Origin of the sequence: Absiella sp. AM09-50 (assembly GCF_003433845.1) — a bacterium.
Lineage (GTDB): Bacteria > Bacillota_I > Bacilli_A > Erysipelotrichales > Erysipelotrichaceae > Hoskinsella > Hoskinsella hominis.
The window spans coordinates 72,716-91,703 of sequence record NZ_QVFI01000014.1 but is presented as its reverse complement, the minus strand read 5'-3'; the positions used below and the strand labels follow the sequence as shown (position 1 = coordinate 91,703).

Annotated in this window: 22 protein-coding genes, 1 tRNA gene, 1 CRISPR repeat array and 1 other annotated feature; of the genes, 17 read left to right on the top strand and 6 right to left on the bottom strand. The window is 35.5% G+C overall.

The window, feature by feature from the left end; all coding sequences use genetic code 11:
* Window positions 1–258: 258 nt before the first annotated feature.
* Both DW114_RS22005 and DW114_RS12765 read right to left on the bottom strand, forming a co-directional pair.
* Entirely contained in the window at window positions 259–387 is a 129-nt protein-coding gene (locus tag DW114_RS22005; protein ID WP_255411904.1) for a hypothetical protein, read from the bottom strand.
* A gap of 40 nt (window positions 388–427) precedes the next feature.
* A complete protein-coding gene (locus DW114_RS12765; RefSeq protein WP_117454145.1) occupies window positions 428–814 on the bottom strand; it encodes a DUF11 domain-containing protein in 387 nt (128 codons plus the stop codon).
* A 104-nt stretch (window positions 815–918) separates the two neighbouring features.
* On the opposite strand from DW114_RS12765, the gene DW114_RS12760 reads away from it, so the two are divergent.
* The 7 genes from DW114_RS12760 to DW114_RS12735 all read left to right on the top strand — a co-directional run bounded on the left by DW114_RS12760 (window position 919) and on the right by DW114_RS12735 (window position 5,357).
* Complete coding sequence (locus DW114_RS12760) at window positions 919–1,497, top strand: uracil-DNA glycosylase family protein (protein WP_117454144.1); 579 nt, start codon at window positions 919–921, stop codon at window positions 1,495–1,497.
* An 823-nt stretch (window positions 1,498–2,320) separates the two neighbouring features.
* Complete coding sequence (locus tag DW114_RS21290) at window positions 2,321–2,464, top strand: hypothetical protein (RefSeq protein ID WP_158552264.1); 144 nt, start codon at window positions 2,321–2,323, stop codon at window positions 2,462–2,464.
* 265 nt (window positions 2,465–2,729) lie between these two features.
* Window positions 2,730–3,002: a CRISPR-associated endonuclease Cas1 gene (locus DW114_RS12755; RefSeq protein WP_117454143.1), complete on the top strand. Its 273-nt coding sequence runs from the start codon at window positions 2,730–2,732 to the stop codon at window positions 3,000–3,002.
* Window positions 3,003–3,133: 131 nt separating this feature from the next.
* Entirely contained in the window at window positions 3,134–3,298 is a 165-nt protein-coding gene (locus DW114_RS21705) for a CRISPR-associated endonuclease Cas2 (RefSeq protein WP_233509535.1), read from the top strand.
* A 158-nt stretch (window positions 3,299–3,456) separates the two neighbouring features.
* Window positions 3,457–3,956: direct repeats of the CRISPR family, unit length 32 nt; unit sequence GTCTAGCTCTATATGAGCTAGTGGATTTAAAT.
* 731 nt (window positions 3,957–4,687) lie between these two features.
* Window positions 4,688–4,763, top strand: a tRNA-Thr gene (locus DW114_RS12745).
* A gap of 69 nt (window positions 4,764–4,832) precedes the next feature.
* Window positions 4,833–5,102 (top strand): hypothetical protein, encoded by a 270-nt coding sequence (locus tag DW114_RS12740; protein WP_117454142.1) that lies wholly within the window; start codon window positions 4,833–4,835, stop codon window positions 5,100–5,102.
* Window positions 5,103–5,117: 15 nt separating this feature from the next.
* Entirely contained in the window at window positions 5,118–5,357 is a 240-nt protein-coding gene (locus DW114_RS12735; protein ID WP_117454141.1) for a hypothetical protein, read from the top strand.
* Window positions 5,358–5,385: 28 nt separating this feature from the next.
* Here DW114_RS12735 and DW114_RS12730 read toward each other — a convergent pair whose 3' ends face one another.
* The 3 genes from DW114_RS12730 to pta all read right to left on the bottom strand — a co-directional run bounded on the left by DW114_RS12730 (window position 5,386) and on the right by pta (window position 7,602).
* Window positions 5,386–5,697: a TfoX/Sxy family protein gene (locus DW114_RS12730; protein WP_117454140.1), complete on the bottom strand. Its 312-nt coding sequence runs from the start codon at window positions 5,695–5,697 to the stop codon at window positions 5,386–5,388.
* 32 nt (window positions 5,698–5,729) lie between these two features.
* Window positions 5,730–6,530 carry a helix-turn-helix domain-containing protein gene (locus tag DW114_RS12725; RefSeq protein ID WP_158552263.1) on the bottom strand — a complete coding sequence of 267 codons (801 nt, stop codon included), beginning with the start codon at window positions 6,528–6,530 and terminating at the stop codon, window positions 5,730–5,732.
* A 100-nt stretch (window positions 6,531–6,630) separates the two neighbouring features.
* Entirely contained in the window at window positions 6,631–7,602 is a 972-nt protein-coding gene (pta, locus tag DW114_RS12720) for a phosphate acetyltransferase (protein WP_117454138.1), read from the bottom strand.
* Window positions 7,603–7,733: 131 nt separating this feature from the next.
* Between pta and DW114_RS12715 the strand changes: the two genes are divergently transcribed.
* The 5 genes from DW114_RS12715 to treC all read left to right on the top strand — a co-directional run bounded on the left by DW114_RS12715 (window position 7,734) and on the right by treC (window position 13,095).
* A complete protein-coding gene (locus DW114_RS12715; protein ID WP_117454137.1) occupies window positions 7,734–7,931 on the top strand; it encodes a DUF378 domain-containing protein in 198 nt (65 codons plus the stop codon).
* A 96-nt stretch (window positions 7,932–8,027) separates the two neighbouring features.
* Complete coding sequence (locus tag DW114_RS12710; protein WP_207732774.1) at window positions 8,028–8,495, top strand: PTS sugar transporter subunit IIA; 468 nt, start codon at window positions 8,028–8,030, stop codon at window positions 8,493–8,495.
* A gap of 189 nt (window positions 8,496–8,684) precedes the next feature.
* A complete protein-coding gene (gene treR / locus DW114_RS12705; protein WP_117454135.1) occupies window positions 8,685–9,407 on the top strand; it encodes a trehalose operon repressor in 723 nt (240 codons plus the stop codon).
* 115 nt (window positions 9,408–9,522) lie between these two features.
* Window positions 9,523–11,439 (top strand): PTS system trehalose-specific EIIBC component, encoded by a 1,917-nt coding sequence (treP, locus tag DW114_RS12700; protein WP_117454134.1) that lies wholly within the window; start codon window positions 9,523–9,525, stop codon window positions 11,437–11,439.
* A 12-nt stretch (window positions 11,440–11,451) separates the two neighbouring features.
* On the top strand, window positions 11,452–13,095 hold the full coding sequence (gene treC / locus DW114_RS12695) for an alpha,alpha-phosphotrehalase (protein WP_117454133.1): 1,644 nt from the start codon (window positions 11,452–11,454) through the stop codon (window positions 13,093–13,095).
* A gap of 312 nt (window positions 13,096–13,407) precedes the next feature.
* Here the strand turns inward: treC and DW114_RS12685 are convergent, their stop codons facing one another.
* Entirely contained in the window at window positions 13,408–13,623 is a 216-nt protein-coding gene (locus DW114_RS12685) for a helix-turn-helix domain-containing protein (RefSeq protein ID WP_117454132.1), read from the bottom strand.
* Window positions 13,624–13,752: 129 nt separating this feature from the next.
* Between DW114_RS12685 and DW114_RS12680 the strand changes: the two genes are divergently transcribed.
* The 5 genes from DW114_RS12680 (at window position 13,753) to leuB (ending at window position 18,893) form a co-directional block, all read left to right on the top strand.
* A complete protein-coding gene (locus tag DW114_RS12680; RefSeq protein ID WP_117454131.1) occupies window positions 13,753–13,998 on the top strand; it encodes a sporulation initiation factor Spo0A C-terminal domain-containing protein in 246 nt (81 codons plus the stop codon).
* A gap of 65 nt (window positions 13,999–14,063) precedes the next feature.
* Window positions 14,064–14,306, top strand: a binding site (T-box leader).
* Between the two features lie 57 nt (window positions 14,307–14,363).
* Window positions 14,364–16,049 (top strand): 2-isopropylmalate synthase, encoded by a 1,686-nt coding sequence (leuA, locus tag DW114_RS12675; RefSeq protein WP_117454130.1) that lies wholly within the window; start codon window positions 14,364–14,366, stop codon window positions 16,047–16,049.
* A gap of 4 nt (window positions 16,050–16,053) precedes the next feature.
* A complete protein-coding gene (gene leuC / locus DW114_RS12670; RefSeq protein ID WP_117454129.1) occupies window positions 16,054–17,310 on the top strand; it encodes a 3-isopropylmalate dehydratase large subunit in 1,257 nt (418 codons plus the stop codon).
* 12 nt (window positions 17,311–17,322) lie between these two features.
* Window positions 17,323–17,817 carry a 3-isopropylmalate dehydratase small subunit gene (gene leuD / locus DW114_RS12665; RefSeq protein ID WP_117454128.1) on the top strand — a complete coding sequence of 165 codons (495 nt, stop codon included), beginning with the start codon at window positions 17,323–17,325 and terminating at the stop codon, window positions 17,815–17,817.
* Window positions 17,814–18,893 (top strand): 3-isopropylmalate dehydrogenase, encoded by a 1,080-nt coding sequence (gene leuB, locus DW114_RS12660; RefSeq protein WP_117454127.1) that lies wholly within the window; start codon window positions 17,814–17,816, stop codon window positions 18,891–18,893. Before leuD ends, leuB begins: the two co-directional genes overlap by 4 nt.
* Window positions 18,894–18,988 lie beyond the last annotated feature (95 nt).

The following is an 18,988-nucleotide window of genomic DNA, read 5'->3' as shown; positions in this document are numbered from 1 at the left end:
AAATCTGCGTTTAATCTCAGGATTTGGCTTTGTATAAATTTCAGTGGTGATAACGGATGAATGACTTAAAAAGGTCCTTTTCTAATATTTCTGTGAAAAGCACCTCCAATTGACATACTTGTTATCTCATCTTCTGAAGATATTTTGTAATATATCTTTTTTTGAACGCTTATTGAAAAAAGTATACTCTATTATGAATTATAAAATTGAGTCATTCTTGTTTATTATAGTTATTTTACGCTTGCGAAATAGTATATGTTAGGTTTTAAGCACATGATACTTCAAACCAGTTGCAATCCATTCTTTTAAGATATTGCTTTTCATTAACTTGTTATTAAATTCAATAGACGCATAGGTATATATCCTTGCATATTCTTTACAATTCACAAAACAACCACATTGCTCACGAATATATCCTAAAGGGTTCCTAAGAAGTACTACTCCCGCCAACAACGGTTGTTTTAAACTGTATAGTTGCCGTTCCAAGGGAAGGAATTGCCGGTATTGTATAAGTTAGCGTATTACCTGTAATTGTAGGTGTTGCTGTACTACCATTGACACTAAAACTTCCAGTATTATAAGTCATACCTTGTGCAATTGTATCTGTGAAAGGTAAAGTCGGTAATGCTGCTAAAGAAAGATTTGTAATTGTGATTGTATAAGTCAGAATATCTCCTATATTAGCTGTGGCTTTGTCCACAGTTTTTGTAATTGTTGGTGCCAGTAATAATAATGTTGATACTGTATTACTGTTTATGCTATTGCCTCCATATGTGATGGATGCTGAGTTATCTATTCTATTGATAATTGCCATATTTAAGCTCCTTTCACTATAAGATATGAAGTATCATTTCAAAAGCAAAGGCGCAATTCCTTGATAATATAAAATAATCTTTGTATACTAAATATGGTGATCTTATGAAAAAGTTAGATAATTTGAAAAAAGATATATTAAGCTGTAAAGTGTGTAAAGATATATTTGAACATGATCCTAATCCTATCTTTCAAGGAAATGAACATTCACATATATTTCAGATAGGGCAAGCGCCTTCAAGAACAGTAATGGAAACAGGAAAGCCATTTAACGATGCGAGTGGTAAAAAACTTCTCAATGATTGGTATCAGATAACAAGGGAACAATTTTATGATCCTGATAACTTTTATATCGCATCGATTGCTAGATGCTATCCTGGTAAGGCAAAAAGAACAGGCGATAATCCTCCACCAATATCATGTGCAAAGCGTTTCTTAAATAAAGAATTAGAATTGATAGAACCTGATTTATATATCATCATTGGTGCTTATGCAGCAAAATGGGTGTTTCCTGACACAGATTTCACAACTCTTGTTTTTCAAAATCATTTTTTCCATAAAAAACCATTATATGTATTGCCACATCCTTCTCCTCTCAATAGAAAATGGTTAAAAGATCATCCAGAATTTGAGAAGCAACGAATACTTGAAATACGTGAGAAGATTCATGATATATTACGATAGGATTTAATAAAGCATTGTTTTCGTTTTAAATAATTCATACAAATTTTTTTCATATGTTGATCGTATACAGATATCAAATATTTCTAATATCAATTAATAGTGCTGGATTCAAGAAGAAAAAAGCAAATAGAAATATATTTTAAAATGCTAATTAGAAACATGTTGATTGGTCAGCAAGAAAGATAAATCTATCATCAGAGTACTTGAATCAAAGAATAAAGATCTTGAAATCATTTGTGCTAATCTTAAACAAAAAAATCAATGATAAAAATGAGGAAACAGAGAATATGATCAAATATTTTGAAAAAAATCAAAGATCTATATAAAAGTATTCATGGAGAATTACAGATTACCTAGTGACGTACTCCCACCACTAATGCAAAGCATAGAAGTGGGGGCTTCTCGTTCGATGAAACTATCGTTTCAAGCATTCGCAAGCTATCCCCGCTCGTCCTTCGGTTCTTTTTATTACCTTTTATCAGATACTACAGTATCCGTGTTTCTTCTTCTTTTAGGTTCTTTGCTGCATTCTCATCTCGATCGTTTCATATCCGATTTTGGACAGATATAGTGACATTCTTTTAATTCCATCTTTTATTTTGATCCACAGCGATGACATATTTGTGTACTCGCATACCATTTATCTACCTTGACTAAGACTTTCCCTTGTATTGAAATACGAGAAAAGGGGCATGGTATTAATTTGGATCTGAATAAATATATATAATTTTAATTATCATTTACAATGTATATTTATATGGGTATAATTAACTTATCATAAAGATGCAAAAAAGAAAGTTGTGATGAAAGGTTGTGATGTAGTATGGATGGAAAAAATAATGAAACAAAAAGTACAAAGCATAGAGAAAGAAGTTGGACTAGAAAAGAAGTGAATTTATCTGTTCATATGTATTTCAAAATGAAAGATTTGAGCAATAGTGAAAAAAGAGAAAAATTTAAGAATTAAGTGAACTATTAATAGAACTTGCTATAAGTCAAATAGAAGATATTTCTGAAATACAGAAATATAAATGGAATTACCATATAGATAGCTTGTTTAAGATATTTAGATACTGGTAAAGGCTTATCTAGTTTTAGTAAGCTATAGCAACAAGTTAAGGAGAAGTATCATAAAAATCCTGATAAAGTTGAGCAAATAGCAAAAGATATCATAACAAACAGGTATGGTTAATAAATATGGAAGAAATGTACTATAGAAAAATGCTTCCCCCATTTTAGCGGACCGATTTGTTTTATCATTGACCAATCGAAAAGTTGTAAGTGCAAATGGTTTTCATAAAATAGAAAGTGGTGCTGTGATTATGGATGATGATACAAGAAAAAGTGTTCTTTCTTCGTGGCAAAAAAAGAAACAAGAAATAATTCAACATCCTTTTTTAGATGAAAAAGTGGAATGGGGATTGATTCCTTATGTTCAGGCATTGCTTTTAGCAAGGACGATACGTGGTGATTTGGATGAGTATCCTTCCTTCTTAGCGAGGTGATTTTATATGCCGGTATTGATAACATACGATGTTAATACAGAAACGAAAGCTGGGAAAACGAGACTAAGAAAGTAGCAAAAGAATTTATGAATTATTAGCATAGATTGCGAAATTCTGTTTTTAAATGTTTTATGGGTAACGTAAAAGCACTTGAAGTTAAACATATTCTGGAAAAGATTATTGATAAGGATTATGACAGTTTAAGATTTTATTATTTAGGTAATCAATATGAAAATAAGGTTGAACATATTGGTGTAAAACCTAGTTTTAAATTAGATGATGTATTGATCTTATAGTAACGCGAATATGAAGCTCCCATGAAATCGCTGGGAGGTTCGCGCAAAAATGTGTTATATTTTGGATGATATGTAACATATTGAAAATAGCGATGTTAATTTTAAAAAATATTGTTTGAAAATTCGTTACATTGGTTTGAATTTAATACATTCTTGCTGTCTAGCTCTATATGAGCTAGTGGATTTAAATTATTTGATCGATGAAATATCCACTAGTATTTAAGTCTAGCTCTATATGAGCTAGTGGATTTAAATCATCCTCATTGTACTTGTCATACTCATCATTAATCGTCTAGCTCTATATGAGCTAGTGGATTTAAATAGTCATGGATAAAAGTCCTCAATGACGATCCTCAAGTCTAGCTCTATATGAGCTAGTGGATTTAAATTCAAGAACTTGCTGATCAATTAGTCAAAGATGGTTGGTCTAGCTCTATATGAGCTAGTGGATTTAAATACTTTATGTTCTCCGATTGCATCATTGTTATAGCCGTCTAGCTCTATATGAGCTAGTGGATTTAAATACTGTAACCGGCACGAATGGCTGCCTGTGTGATGTGTCTAGCTCTATATGAGCTAGTGGATTTAAATTTCCTTTCTGTGCAAATCACATTTATACCTCTACCGTCTAGCTCTTTATGAGCTCGTATATTTAAATGTACATTATGTGCTGCCTTTTAAAATTCTGTGCGTTTAGATTGATAAGAGTATTACAGTCTTTATCTAATATTTCTGTGAAAAGCAACTCCACTTGACATACTTATGATCTCATCTTCAGAAGAGGCTTTGTAATATATCATTTCTTTGAACGCTTATTGAAAAAAGTACTACTCTATTATAAATTATAAAATTGAGGCATCCTTGTGTATTATAGTTATATCACGCTTGCGTAATATGTTAGGTTTTAAAGCACATGATACTTCATACCAGCTGTAATCCATTCTTTTAAGATAATTAGATTGCTACTAAATTCAATATAAGTGTAAGCATATACCTTTGCATATTCTTTACAATTCATAAAATAACCATATCGCTCGTGAATATATAATAAAGGATTTCTAAGAAGTACTACTCACGCCGACAATAGTTGTCTTAAGCTGTATGGTCACTGTTCCAAGGGAAGGGATCGCCAATATTGTATAAATTAATGTATTACCTATAGTGGTAGGTGTTGCTACACTGCCATTGACGCTAAACTTCCAGTATTATACCTTTTCCTCCATACGTTATGGATGTCGAACTATTTATGATTACCATAGTCAAGTAACTTTCAAAATAAGATATGAAGTGTGATTATTAAATGTAAAAAAGTATACTAAAAATTTATAAAAAAGTTCAAAAAAGTATTGCATTTTTCTAACAGGTTTGTTATTATATTAGAGCTTTGATGCCGACTTAGCTCAATTGGTAGAGCAACTGACTTGTAATCAGTAGGTTGGGGGTTCAATTCCTCTAGTCGGCACCAGCTTGTTGATTACATCAAATCAATTGATTTGATGTTTTTTTATACATACGTTTACAAGAAGGTGAAACAATGGAAAAAGTAAACAATTGGGAACAGGTAGAAGCATACCTTCAAGAAGGTAGAGTCCTGTGCTTTATGAGTAATGGCTCTATATCAAGATTTCTAATAAAGAATGAAAAACTACATGTATATAGCGATGCAGCCCACTATGTATTGCCATGGAAGGATTTCCAGGAATTATATCAGGAAGAAGTTTTTTATCTGTATGAAAAAGAAACAGAAAATGTAGAAATATCAAAAGAAAAAGATGATGAATACTATGGATGGTATCATAAATAGAAAGGAATACATCATATGGCAAATTTAGAAAGAACAGCTGAGAAATTATTTGTCCTTGTGAACAGCAATCTAAAACCAGAATACGATAATGAATGCAACATGATCATGGATGTGTTTTTAGAGGAAGAATTTACAATGGATGAATTAAAACGTTTATTGATCTATCTGCTAGAAAAAGTAAAAGATGAACGTAAAGCTGAAGTACAAAAGAAAATTGAATGGGAAGTTGGATTGCTGGAAGATGCAATCATATAAAAGAAGTCTGAGAACAATTGAATGATTCTCAGACTTTTTTCTTTTTCACTAAAGCATTCCTTGTCGCAAGGACTAGTTTTTCCAGTAATTCCTTATCCTGAAGATTTTCAATTAGAAACGATGGCTTTGCGCCTGGATACATTTCACCATAAACAGGATCTTTTATCATTTTTTTACCAGCATCTGTCACTTTGATAAACAATTGATTATCACAAGCAGCACCAATATAAACACCATCCACATAAAAACCAAATTCACCAAACATACGACGATAAGTGATATCCCCGCAGCCTTGTAACTGCTCACATACATATTGTACAAACTCCATACTACAACTCATGACCACACCTCCTAATCGATCTTTATCATATCCTAAAATTTAAAGGATTCATTGTAAAAATCAGACATTTGTTTACGATAAACACCAGGAGTCACACCACATACCTGTTTAAAGTCATGGATGAAATGAGATTGATCATAATATCCGCAAAAATATGCAATCTGCGTTAATGACAGGGATGGATTCTGTATGAAATCTAACGCCTGATTCATACGTATCAAACGCTGATAAACCTTGATACCAGTACCTACCTGATTTTGTAAGATACGATGTAGATGACGATCAGAAAAGGCACATATTTCATCCAGTCCTTTATGTTCTCTTAAACAAATGGATAGCTGATTTAAAAAATTAGGTGATTCATTATGATGTAGTTTTGATAATAAAAAATGCTCTAACAACCCTAAAAAGTCATAAATACATGTCGTAGAAAACCAAAATTCCTGTATCTTGTATTTCCACTCAGGCAGTATTTGATGCATGTCTACCTGTTGATTTAACAATTCTTTTTGAGGAATACCAGTGAATGGGAAGGAACCACCAGGTTTAAATTCAATGAAAAAACGTTGGGGAGGATGATTGTTATTCACAATCACTGTCTTGGTTGTAGCTCCCCAAAATTGTATATCCAATTCATGTGATGAAGGCGTAAAAACCATACAACCCGCAATATCCGGTATTAAAACCAACTCTTTATTCTTATTCGCAATTTCTTGTATATGCAAGGTATAATGCGCAATATAAGGCTGAAGCAGGATATGTGGCCGGATATAGATATGGGCACTAGTTGCTGAAAAAATTCTGGATTGTAATGAGGGAGTTATAAATTGCATAAAAATCTCCTTTTTCATTATTTTACCATAGAAATTAATGTTTGTTGTAGCATTTTTCATTCCATTTATTACAAAAGGATGTGTAAATCACACATCCCATTTATCTATTTAAATTTAGTTTTTGCATAGCCGTAATCAAAGCCATGGTATAGATTTCATCAATGGTGGCACTTCTTGATAAATCATTCATTGGAAGACGCACCCCTTGAAGAATTGGTCCATAGGCTTCATAACCTCCTAGATTCGCCACCAGCTTATAACCGATATTGGCCGCATTTAAATCAGGAAAGATTAATACATTGGCACAACCGCCAACCTTACTGTCTGGAGCCTTTAACATCGCAACATCTTTATTCAGTGCACAATCTACCTGTAACTCTCCATCTACCTCATAATCTAGTGGTAACCGCTTTAAACGGGTAGCAACCTCTTTGACCATATCTACATCTTCTCCATGGCCAGAACCATAAGTAGAATAGGACAATAAGGCAACCCTTGGCTTCATCCCAAAAGTTTTCGCACTTTGCGCAGACTGTAAAGTGATTTCTACCAACTCATCCACATTTGGCTTGATATTCAATGAACAATCCGCAAATATGTATTCTTTTTCTTGTTTACACATAAGAAAACAACTGGAAACAATAGAATTGCCCGGACTGGTTTTTACCAAACGCATAATTGGACGTAAAGTATCAGCTGTAGAGTTGGTAGAACCACCTAATAGTCCATCAGCATATCCCATTTCCACATACATGGTACAAAAATAAGCATCTTTCTTCATCCATGTTTTAACTGTAGCACGATCCGCTTTACCTTTACGTAATTCCAGCATGCGATTTTCCATAGCTTCATGATCTTGGAATTCATCAGGATCTAATATCATCATTCCATCTAAACAAATATGATGGCTATCCGCCAGCTTTTCTAATTCAGTTCTGTTTCCATATAATACCGGAACAAGCAGTTTTTTATCACGTAATCTTTCCGCCGCTTTCATCATGCGCAGATCTTTACCTTCTGTAAATACAATCTTTAATCCTTTTCCCTTCAATGGGGTTTCTAAATCTATCATATCATCCACTCCCAAAAGTATTATATCGCATATGCAGAAAGGTTTCTATGGATTTTATGAAAACGTATACAAAATGCGAGAATTGTATAAGACTTGAATTATTAGACATACTATTTGCAGGAGGTAATGATATGAAAGTATGGAACTGTCTTGCTTTGGTCATCACGATCATTGGCGCAATCAACTGGGGATTAATCGGTTTATTCGATTTCAACCTCGTATCTTTCTTATTTGGAGCTGGCTCTATTATCACAAGAATTATTTATATTCTAGTCGGCATCTGCGGTATTTATTTACTGACATTCTTCTCCAAATTAGATGAAGATTAATATCTTTTAAAGAACTTCCTGAAAAAGGAAGTTTTTCTTTTATAAAAATGTTATAATACTTTTAGAGATAAAAGATGTGGAAGGAGCGAATAAATAATGGGATTATTTAGTAGAAAAAAAGAGACATTTGCATGTCCTGTATCTGGTACATTGCTTAACTTGGAGAATGTTCCAGACGAAGTATTTGCGAAAAGAATGATGGGGGATGGCTTTGCGGTTGATCCAACTGTTGGAAAAATCTATGCACCTGTCAGCGGTGTGATCAAAGCAGCGTTTCCTACCAAACATGCGATTGGAATTGAAGCAAAAGATGGAACAGAAATTTTAATTCATATTGGTATGGATACCGTAGAGTTAAACGGAGAAGGTTTTACAAGTCACATCAAAGAAGGTCAGAAAATTAAACAAGGTGATCTATTGATGGAAGTTGATTTAGACTTTATCGCAAGTCAGGGAAAACCTGTAATTACACCTGTTATTTTCACAAGTGGACAAAGCATTACTGTGAAAAAAGCTGGACAGAGTGTAGAAGCAATGGAAGAAGATATTATTGAAATTCATTAATCAGAAAGAACGCGATTTGCGTTCTTTTTCAAATTTAAGTACATTCATTAGGAACATATATTGTGAAAGGATAAGCAATCTTTTATTTTCATTATCGTGAAAGGATAACCAATCTTTTTGTTTTCATTATTATAAGTTTCTATATACACTATTGTACGTACATGTTATAATTTTAACGAGGTGATGGTTATGGCTGCAAAATATGAAGAAATATATCAGTCTTTATTGAATCGAATCGAACAGGAGGAATTTCCAGTAGGAGAAACGATACCGAAAGAATTTGATTTGATGGAGGAATATGCTTGTTCAAGGGATACGATACGCAAAGCTTTGCAGCTGTTATCACAAAATGGCTATATCCAAAAAACGAAGCGTAAAGGTTCTGTGGTCTTGGATCGTACACGCTATGAATTTCCTGTCAGTGGTGTTATCAGTTTTAAAGAGCTGGCTTCTACGATGCATGGCAGTGTGGAAACGATTGTGACCTGTTGTGAACTGATCAAACCTGATGAAAAAATGAAAGTCAGAATGAATCTTTCTGATAAAGATAAATTATGGATGATTGAACGAGTAAGAAAAATTGATGGGGAGAGTATTATCCTGGATCTAGATTTCTTAAATGCGACGATTGTACCGGGAATCACAAAAGAAATTGCCGAGCATTCTTTGTATGATTATATCGAGAAGGAATTAAATCTGAAAATCGGTTATGCAAATAAGGAAATCACCTGTCAGAAAGTAAGTGAAAATGATAAGCAATTATTAGATCTTAAAGAGTATGATATGGTGGTCAATGTGGATTCTTATACTTATTTAACGGATACCCGTATCTTTCAGTTTACCCGTTCTAGACATCGTCCGGATAAGTTTCGCTTTAATGATTTCGCAAGAAGAACCAATACATTTTCTTAAGAGTGGAAAAAAATTCACTCTTTTTTTATTTTGTTATTGACATTTATGTACGTACATATTATAGTATAGATGTAATAAATATGTACGTACATAAATTAGATAAGGAGATAACTTTATGGCAAAGTATACAAAGGATGCGACAGATTTACTAACATATGTAGGCGGAAAAGAAAATATCTCAGCAGTAACACATTGTGTCACAAGAATGCGTTTCGTATTGATAGATGATAAAAAAGCAGATGTAAAAAAGATTGAAACTATTCCAAGTGCAAAAGGAACCTTTACACAATCCGGACAATTTCAGGTCATTATTGGAAATGACGTGCAGGAATTCTACAATGAATTTATCACGGTATCAGGCATTGAGGGTGTCAGTAAGGATGCCGCAAAACAGGCAGCGAAAACTAACCAGACATGGATCCAGCGTTTGATGGGCAATCTTGGTGAAATCTTTGCGCCACTTATTCCAGCTTTGATCTGTGGAGGTTTGATTTTAGGCTTTCGTAATATCATTGACGCAATCAAATTATTTGAAGATGGCACAAAAACATTAGTTGAAATATCTCAATTCTGGAGTGGTGTGGATTCCTTCTTATGGTTGATTGGCGAAGCTGTATTCCACTTCTTGCCAGTTGGTATTGTATGGTCTATCACAAAGAAGATGGGCACAACACAAATTCTCGGTATCATCTTAGGTATTACACTAGTATCCCCTCAGTTATTAAATGCTTATGCTGTTGCCTCTACTGCAGCCGCAGATATTCCAGTATGGAATTTTGGTTCTTTCTCTATTCAGATGATTGGTTATCAGGCACAGGTCATTCCAGCAATGATGGCAGGATTTGTACTAGTATATTTAGAAAAATTCTGGCATAAACACTGCCCGGAAGCCATTTCTATGATCGTGGTACCTTTCTTATCCTTGATTCCTGCAGTCATCATTGCTCACACGATTGTGGGACCTATTGGCTGGAAAATTGGTGATATGATTTCACAGGTTGTTTATGCAGGCTTATCCAGTAACGTAAAATGGTTATTTGCGGGTGTATTTGGCTTTGTTTATGCGCCACTTGTTATCACAGGTCTGCATCATATGACCAATGCTATTGATACGCAGTTAGTTTCCACATATGGCTACACGATTTTATGGCCAATGATTGCCTTAAGCAATATTGCACAGGGAAGTGCGGTACTTGCGATGATCACTTTACAGAAAAAGAATGAACGTGCACAACAGGTTAATATACCTGCCTGTATCTCTTGTTATTTAGGTGTCACAGAACCGGCATTATTCGGTGTCAACTTAAAATATATGTTCCCATTTATCAGTGGTATGATTGGCTCCAGTGTTGCGGCAATGTTATCCATTGGCTTTGGCGTAAAAGCTGTAAGTATCGGTGTTGGCGGACTTCCTGGTATCTTATCCATTTTTGCAGAATATTGGGGATTCTTCGCATTAGCCATGGCAGCTGCCATTATCATTCCATTTGCGTTAACCTATGTGATTGGTAAGAAAAAATTAAGTGATGAAGATTTATTTGGAGAAGCGAACTCCTTGGTTAATGGATATCAGCATTCTTCAGAACCAGAAATATTTGCATCTCCGATGGATGGAAAAATTCTTCCATTAGAAGAGATTGAAGATGCCGCATTCTCATCAAAGGCCATGGGGGATGGATTTGCAATCGAATTAAGTGGAGATGAAGTTGTTGCGCCAGTAAGCGGTGAAATTGTTATGAGCTTTCCTACAGGGCATGCATATGGCATCAAAAGTGATGATGGAAAAGAAATACTGATTCACATTGGTATGGATACTGTGGAATTAAATGGGGAAGGCTTTGATGTGAAAGTGAAGGCTGGACAACGTGTAAAACAAGGGGATGTACTGGTTAAGGTAAATAAAGATATCCTTACCTCACATGGGAAATCTTTAGTATCACCTGTGGTATTCACAAGTGGTGAAAAGGTAGAATTACACAAGAAAAATGAAACAATCACAAAAAATGAAAAAGGATTTATAGCGTTTATTTAGGAGGACACATACATGAATTTTGAAAACAAAGTCGTATATCAGATATATCCAAAAAGCTTTTATGATAGTGACAATGATGGCCTGGGCGATTTACAGGGAATCATTGAGAAACTGGATTATTTACAATATTTAGGTGTAGATTACATCTGGATGACACCATTCTTTCCATCACCTCAGCGTGATAATGGATATGATGTCGCAGATTATCGTGCTATTGACCCAAGATATGGTACGATGGAAATCTTTGAAAACCTGATCAAAGAAGCAAAGAAAAGAAACATTGATATCATGCTGGATATGGTATTCAATCATACCTCCACAGAACATGTATGGTTTCAAAAAGCATTGGCTGGGGAAGAAAAATATAAAAACTATTACTATTTTCGTAAAGGGAAACAAGATGGCAGTGCACCAACCAACTGGATCAGTAAGTTTGGTGGGAATGCTTGGGAATATGTAGAAGCATTTGATGAATATTATTTACATTTATTTGATAAAACACAGGCAGATTTAAACTGGGAAAATCCAGAGGTCCGTGATGAAATCGTGGATATTCTAAAATTCTGGATGGATAAAGGGGTATATGGATTTCGCTTTGATGTTGTCAATTTGATCAGTAAACCAGAATATTTTGAAGATGATGAAGAAGGGGATGGACGTAGATTTTATACGGATGGACGTCATGTGCACGAGTTCTTAAAGGAAATCAACGAGCGTACATTTGGAAAGGATGAACGTATCATCACGGTAGGTGAAATGAGTTCTACATCACTTGATAATTGTGTGAAATATGCAGGTGCAGACAGTCATGAATTAAGCATGGTTTTCCAGTTTCATCATTTAAAAGTAGACTATAAAAACAAACAAAAATGGGAGCTTCAACCATTTGATTTCATGGAATTAAAACAGCTGTTTGATACATGGCAGATTGGCATGCAGGAACATCATGCATGGAACGCACTGTTTTGGTGTAATCATGATCAACCACGTGTGGTATCACGCTTTGGAAATGATCAACAATACCATGTAGAAAGCGCCAAAATGCTTGCGACAGCTATCCATATGATGCGTGGAACACCTTATATTTATCAGGGAGAAGAAATTGGCATGACCAATGCGTATTTTACGAATATCCATGAATACCGAGATGTAGAAAGTATCAATTATTTCAATATCTTAAAAGCAGAAGGAAAAGAGGAAAAGGAAATCTATCATATCTTACAGGAAAGAAGCCGTGATAATTCACGTACCCCAATGCAATGGAATCAAGAAGCACAAGCCGGATTTACCAAAGGGACTCCATGGCTTCAGATCATTTACAATTACAAGGAAATCAATGTAGAGAATCAAATTCATAAGGAAGGAAGCATCTTAGAATACTATCGTGAACTGATTCGTTTACGTAAAGCATATCCAATCATTGCGAAAGGAAGTTATGAGCCATTACTTCCTGAGCACACAAGTGTCTTTGCTTATAAAAGGGTATATGAGAATACTTCTATGATCGTATTAAATAATTTCTATGATACAGAAACTAAGGTACAGTTATCAGAAACAGGGTATAAAGAAATATTAAGCAATTATCCACATGCTGATATGGAAGAAACCATAGTTCTTCGCCCATATGAAACAAGAGTATATTATAAAGAGAACTAGCACACAAATCGTGTGCTTTTATTTATAAGAATGACTACTAGGACTTACTAAAATCTCATATCGCTTACATTAAAGCACTAAAATAGTTATCAAAAGATGTCGTGAATTATCAAAGCATGAAAAATATGAATGTAGGAAGAGCTATATCCTGATATATTCATGTGTGCAATCGTTATTTGAACCTTACTTACAGCAATCATCTTCTTCGTGATGCAGAAACAATTTGTTAAAGGTATGATCGGTTCTGTAAAATAAGCTCATCCTCTACTCCCAACCCTCCTCATGTGGATAGAGCAAAAGAAAGCCAAGAAACTATTCGTTCTTGGCTTTTTTCTTTTCATATTCCATGATATCACCAGGCTGGCATTTCAAGAATTTACATATACGTTCAATGGTATCTGTTTGTACGATATCGTTATGAACCAGACGATTCATCGTACTATTTGAAATCTTTGCGCCTCTTCTAAGTTCTGTTTTATTAATATCTTTTCGATTCATTAAATCAAATAATTTGTAAAATGTCAGCATATATTTGTTCACCTTTTTTCTTAATTTTCTACATTATAACAAGTAAAATGCGATATAATAGTATCGTGTACCGTGAAAGGTATTAATATACGATATAAGGTATAAATATAATAGAAAGGAGATAACCGAATGGAAGATGTTATCATGCAGCAGATTGTAAATATCATCGCTAAAGATGAAAACCGCAGGGAAGAAGAGGTCTATCAGGATATGTGTGTAGCCATAGATTGTGCATATGATCATGAAGATGCCTCTATAAGAGAACAATGGAGAAAAATTCCTCACGCACAGGATAAACCAACACCTCAAGAAGTGATTGCTTATTTTGCGGATAATTTGCAGGTACATTCAAATGTAAGAAATTTTCAGAAATAAAATTTGAATAAATTTCATAAATGGGTTGACAATTTTCAGAAATTGCATTATTCTAATAACAACAGCAAAAAGCAAAGATCGGGATCAGATTTTGGATGTTGCAGCGTAGAGAATTGCCGGTTGGTGAAAGGCATGTGGACAAAGAAATCGACTCACCCGTGAGCTATGACCTGAAAGCTTTCGCAAGTAAACGTCATCGGCTACTCGTCCGTTATCAAGCGAGAACATATTCGTAGGATATGTGAGAGGATGATTTTTTTATCATCAATCAGAGTGGTACCGCGGAAGTATAAGCTTTCGTCTCTATGAGTTTTTTTAGAGGCGAAAGCTTTTTTGTTTAAGATAAGAAAGGTAAGGGAGAACAAATGAAAGGTTATGAAAAGTATAAGCGCCAATATTACATGCCACCGGAAAACTGCATGGATTGGACACAGAAAGAATATATAGAGAAAGCACCAGCATGGTGTTCCGTAGACTTACGTGATGGAAATCAATCCTTGATCATTCCGATGAGTCTGGAAGAAAAAATTGAATTCTTTAAATTATTGGTAGATGTAGGCTTTAAAGAAATTGAAGTAGGCTTTCCAGCTGCTTCAGAAACAGAATATGAATTCTTACGTACTTTGATTGAAGAAGATATGATACCAGATGATGTCACAGTACAGGTCTTAACACAGGCAAGAGAACATATTATCCGAAAGACATTTGAAGCCGTTAAGGGTGCGAAAAATGCAGTGATTCATCTATACAATTCTACATCTTTTGCGCAAAGGGAACAGGTATTCAAAAAGTCTAAGGAAGAAATATTAAATATCGCAGTCGAAGGTGCGAAGCTGTTGAAACAATTAAGTGAAGAAGATGGCGGAAATTATCGCTTTGAATATTCGCCAGAAAGTTTTACTGGTACAGAAATTGATTATGCATTAGATGTATGTAATGCTGTATTAGATATATGGAAACCAACAGCTGATAAAAAGGTCATCATCAACCTGCCCGTCACTGTGGAATTATCCATGCCACATGTTTACGCAAGCCAGATTGAGTATATGTGCAAGCATATGAATTATCGTGAAAACGTCATCGTATCTTTACATCCACATAATGATCGTGGCTGTGGCGTTGCGGATACAGAGCTTGGTATATTAGCTGGGGCAGATCGTATTGAAGGAACACTGTTTGGAAATGGAGAACGTACAGGAAATGTGGATATCATAACACTTGCGATGAATATGTATTCTATGGGAGTTGATCCACAGTTAGATTTCCACGATATGCCTCATATTGTAGAAGTATATGAAAATGTCACAAGAATGAAGGTTGGTATGCGTCAGCCATATGCTGGACAACTGGTATTTGCGGCATTTAGTGGTTCTCATCAGGATGCCATTGCCAAAGGCATGCATTATCGTGATGCACATGATCCACAACACTGGACCGTACCATATTTACCAATCGATCCAAGAGATGTTGGACGTGTATATGAAACCGATGTCATCCGCATCAATTCACAATCTGGCAAAGGCGGGGTTGCCTTCATGTTAGAAGAATACTATGGATATGAATTACCAAATGAAATGCGTGAGGAAATCGGCTACTTTATGAAAGATATATCAGATAAACAACATAAAGAACTGTTGCCAAATGAAGTAAAGGATCTGTTTGAGAAGGAATATCGTAATGTCAATGCGCCATTTGAAATGCAGGATTTCCATTTCAAACGAGATGGTGAAAATTATATCTGTGATATAAATGTCATAGCAGATGGTATCGAACAAACCATTACTGGTAAAGGAAATGGACGTTTGGATGCCATCAGCAACGCATTACGTGATAACTTACAGGTATCCTTTGATATCATGGATTATAAGGAGCACTCATTAAGCAAAGGCTCCACATCAAAAGCAGTATCTTATGTAAAAATCAACGATTGTAGAAATATTGATCAATGGGGTGTAGGTATCCATGAGGATATCATTACATCCAGTGTGAAAGCTCTGTTTGCGGCATTAAACCGTGCCGTATCACAAAGAAGAGCCAGTGAGGAGGCATAATTTTATGGGAATGACAATGACACAAAAAATCTTAGCGGCGCATGCAGGACTTGAAAGTGTAAGTGCCGGACAGCTGATTGAAGCAAATCTGGACATGATACTTGGCAATGATATTACATCTCCTGTCGCTATCAAAGAATTTGAAAAATATGGTTTTGATCAGGTATTTGATCCTGGCAAGGTAACAATGGTTATGGATCATTTCGCACCAAACAAGGATATCAAGGCAGCACAACAGTGCAAAGCCTGTAGAACATTCGCTTATGCGAAAAATATTGAACATTTTTATGATGTAGGGGAAATGGGTATTGAACATGCTTTACTGCCTGAAAAAGGCATCGTAGGCCCTGGTGAATGTATTATTGGGGCGGATTCCCACACCTGTACGTATGGTGCATTAGGCGCTTTCTCTACTGGTGTTGGAAGTACCGATATGGCAGCAGGTATGGCAACTGGCAAATGCTGGTTTAAAGTACCAGAAGCTATTAAATTTGATTTAAGAGGGAAATTAAATAAACACGTGAGTGGCAAGGATGTTATTTTACATATCATTGGCATGATCGGTGTGGATGGTGCACTTTATAAATCAATGGAATTCAGCGGTGTTGGTCTTGCATCTCTTTCCATGGATGATCGTTTATGTATGGCAAATATGGCAATTGAAGCCGGCGCAAAAAATGGTATCTTTGAAGTAGATGAAATCACTGAAGCCTATGTCAAAGATCGTGTTCATCGCCCTTATCAAACCTATAAGGCAGATCCAGATGCACAATATGTCAATGAATATCACATTGACTTATCACAAATTAAACCAACGATAGCTTTCCCACATCTACCAGAAAACACCAAAACCATTGATGAAATCGATGAAGTAAAAATTGATCAGGTTGTCATTGGTTCTTGTACGAACGGTCGTTTGTCTGATATGCAGACTGCCGCCGAAATATTAAAAGGCAAACACGTTGCCAAAGGTGTACGTGCCATCATTATCCCAGCAACTCAAAGCATTTATAAAGAATGTATCAAACAGGGATGGATGGAAATCTTCATTGACGCAGGATGTGTCGTATCTACACCAACATGTGGACCATGTTTAGGTGGATATATGGGAATCCTTGCGGAAGGGGAACGATGTGTTGCCACAACCAACCGTAACTTTGTTGGACGTATGGGACATGTAGAATCAGAAGTCTATCTGGCAAGTCCAGCAGTCGCAGCCGCCAGTGCCATTGCAGGCAAGATTGCTGCACCACAGGATTAGGGAGGTCACAAGATGAAAACTAAAGGAAATGCACATAAATATCAGGATAACGTTGATACAGATGTTATCATTCCCGCAAGATATCTGAATACCAGTGATCCAAAAGAGTTGGCAAGTCATTGTATGTGTGATATCGATGCGGACTTTGTGAATAAAATTAAAACCGATGATATCATCGTAGCAGGATGGAATTTTGGCTGTGGTTCTTCCAGAGAACATGCGCCACTTGCCATTAAAACATGTGGCATCAGCTGTGTCATTGCGAAAAGCTTTGCACGTATCTTCTATCGTAATTCCATAAATATCGGATTACCAATTCTGGAATGTGAAGATGCCAGTAATGCAATCGAAAATGGGGATGAAGTAGAAATTAATTTTGATACGGGAGAAATTTATAATATTACAAAAGATGAAACATACAAGGCAGAACCTTTCCCACCATTCATTCAGAATATTATGAAACAAAACGGCTTAATGAACGCTATACGAAAGGGGAACAAGGAATGAAAAAAAATATCGCAGTCATCCCAGGAGATGGCATAGGACCAGAAATTGTAAAAGAGGCAGTCAAAGTCTTAAAGGCAATTGAAAAAAAATATCAGCACGCATTTACGTATACAGAGGTATGTGCAGGAGGATGCGCCATTGACAAGTATGGAAAATCACTTCCAGAAGAAAGCTTACAGGCTTGTTTAGACAGTGATTCTGTCTTGTTAGGGGCAGTAGGTGGCCCAAAATGGGATAATGTAGATCCAAGCATCCGACCAGAAAAAGCCTTGTTGGGTATCCGTAAAGAAATGGGATTATATGCCAATTTACGACCAGCTAAGATTTTTCCTCAGCTGGCAGCAGCTTCACCACTTCGTACAGATATTGTAGAAAACGGTATTGATTTTATGGTCGTACGTGAATTAACCGGCGGTGTATATTTTGGCGAAAAGAAAACATATGAAGTAAATGGTGAATTATATGCAACGGATAACATGTGTTACTATGAACATGAAATCAAACGCATTGCCCACACCGCGTTTCAAACAGCCAGAAAACGTAATCACAAAGTGATTTCCGTTGATAAAGCAAATGTATTAGATACCAGCCGTTTATGGCGTAAAGTTATGCATGAAGTAGCGAAAGAATATCCAGATGTAGAATTACAGGATATGTTAGTTGATAATACAGCCATGCAGATTGTTAAAAATCCTGCCCAGTTTGATGTGATCGTCACAGAAAATATGTTTGGGGATATCTTAAGTGATGAAGCTAGTATGATTACAGGAAGTATCGGTTTGATACCAAGTGCTTCATTAGGCGAAAGTAAACGTGGTATGTATGAACCAATCCATGGTTCTGCACCAGATATCGCAGGACAAAATATCGCTAATCCAATTGGTACCATTCTGGCAGCTGGGATGATGTTGAAATATGCATTTGATATGGATGAAGAAAATGCGGTCATCGAAAAAGCTGTCGCAGATGTATTATCTGATGGCTATCGTACAGGAGATATCATGGAAGAGGGTAAAACAAAGCTGTTCTGTGATGAAATGGGAGATAAGATTGTAGAATATATTGAAAAAGCATAAGGTCTGTGTAATTCACAGATCTTTTTGCTTATACGGGTATAATCAGATAAACTATCTAAATTTATACGCTAAAATATGTTATATTGTAATATGAG

Excerpts from the sequence above, each read along its gene's own strand:
- DW114_RS12765 (WP_117454145.1), bottom strand. The coding sequence starts at position 814 with ATGGCAATTATCAATAGAATAGATAACTCAGCATCCATCACATATGGA.
- DW114_RS12760 (WP_117454144.1), top strand. The coding sequence starts at position 919 with ATGAAAAAGTTAGATAATTTGAAAAAAGATATATTAAGCTGTAAAGTG.
- DW114_RS21290 (WP_158552264.1), top strand. The coding sequence starts at position 2,321 with ATGGATGGAAAAAATAATGAAACAAAAAGTACAAAGCATAGAGAAAGA.
- DW114_RS21705 (WP_233509535.1), top strand. The coding sequence starts at position 3,134 with ATGGGTAACGTAAAAGCACTTGAAGTTAAACATATTCTGGAAAAGATT.
- DW114_RS12740 (WP_117454142.1), top strand. The coding sequence starts at position 4,833 with ATGGAAAAAGTAAACAATTGGGAACAGGTAGAAGCATACCTTCAAGAA.
- DW114_RS12735 (WP_117454141.1), top strand. The coding sequence starts at position 5,118 with ATGGCAAATTTAGAAAGAACAGCTGAGAAATTATTTGTCCTTGTGAAC.
- DW114_RS12730 (WP_117454140.1), bottom strand. The coding sequence starts at position 5,697 with ATGAGTTGTAGTATGGAGTTTGTACAATATGTATGTGAGCAGTTACAA.
- DW114_RS12725 (WP_158552263.1), bottom strand. The coding sequence starts at position 6,530 with ATGCAATTTATAACTCCCTCATTACAATCCAGAATTTTTTCAGCAACT.
- pta (WP_117454138.1), bottom strand. The coding sequence starts at position 7,602 with ATGATAGATTTAGAAACCCCATTGAAGGGAAAAGGATTAAAGATTGTA.
- DW114_RS12715 (WP_117454137.1), top strand. The coding sequence starts at position 7,734 with ATGAAAGTATGGAACTGTCTTGCTTTGGTCATCACGATCATTGGCGCA.
- DW114_RS12710 (WP_207732774.1), top strand. The coding sequence starts at position 8,028 with ATGGGATTATTTAGTAGAAAAAAAGAGACATTTGCATGTCCTGTATCT.
- treR (WP_117454135.1), top strand. The coding sequence starts at position 8,685 with ATGGCTGCAAAATATGAAGAAATATATCAGTCTTTATTGAATCGAATC.
- treP (WP_117454134.1), top strand. The coding sequence starts at position 9,523 with ATGGCAAAGTATACAAAGGATGCGACAGATTTACTAACATATGTAGGC.
- treC (WP_117454133.1), top strand. The coding sequence starts at position 11,452 with ATGAATTTTGAAAACAAAGTCGTATATCAGATATATCCAAAAAGCTTT.
- DW114_RS12685 (WP_117454132.1), bottom strand. The coding sequence starts at position 13,623 with ATGCTGACATTTTACAAATTATTTGATTTAATGAATCGAAAAGATATT.
- DW114_RS12680 (WP_117454131.1), top strand. The coding sequence starts at position 13,753 with ATGGAAGATGTTATCATGCAGCAGATTGTAAATATCATCGCTAAAGAT.
- leuA (WP_117454130.1), top strand. The coding sequence starts at position 14,364 with ATGAAAGGTTATGAAAAGTATAAGCGCCAATATTACATGCCACCGGAA.
- leuC (WP_117454129.1), top strand. The coding sequence starts at position 16,054 with ATGGGAATGACAATGACACAAAAAATCTTAGCGGCGCATGCAGGACTT.
- leuD (WP_117454128.1), top strand. The coding sequence starts at position 17,323 with ATGAAAACTAAAGGAAATGCACATAAATATCAGGATAACGTTGATACA.
- leuB (WP_117454127.1), top strand. The coding sequence starts at position 17,814 with ATGAAAAAAAATATCGCAGTCATCCCAGGAGATGGCATAGGACCAGAA.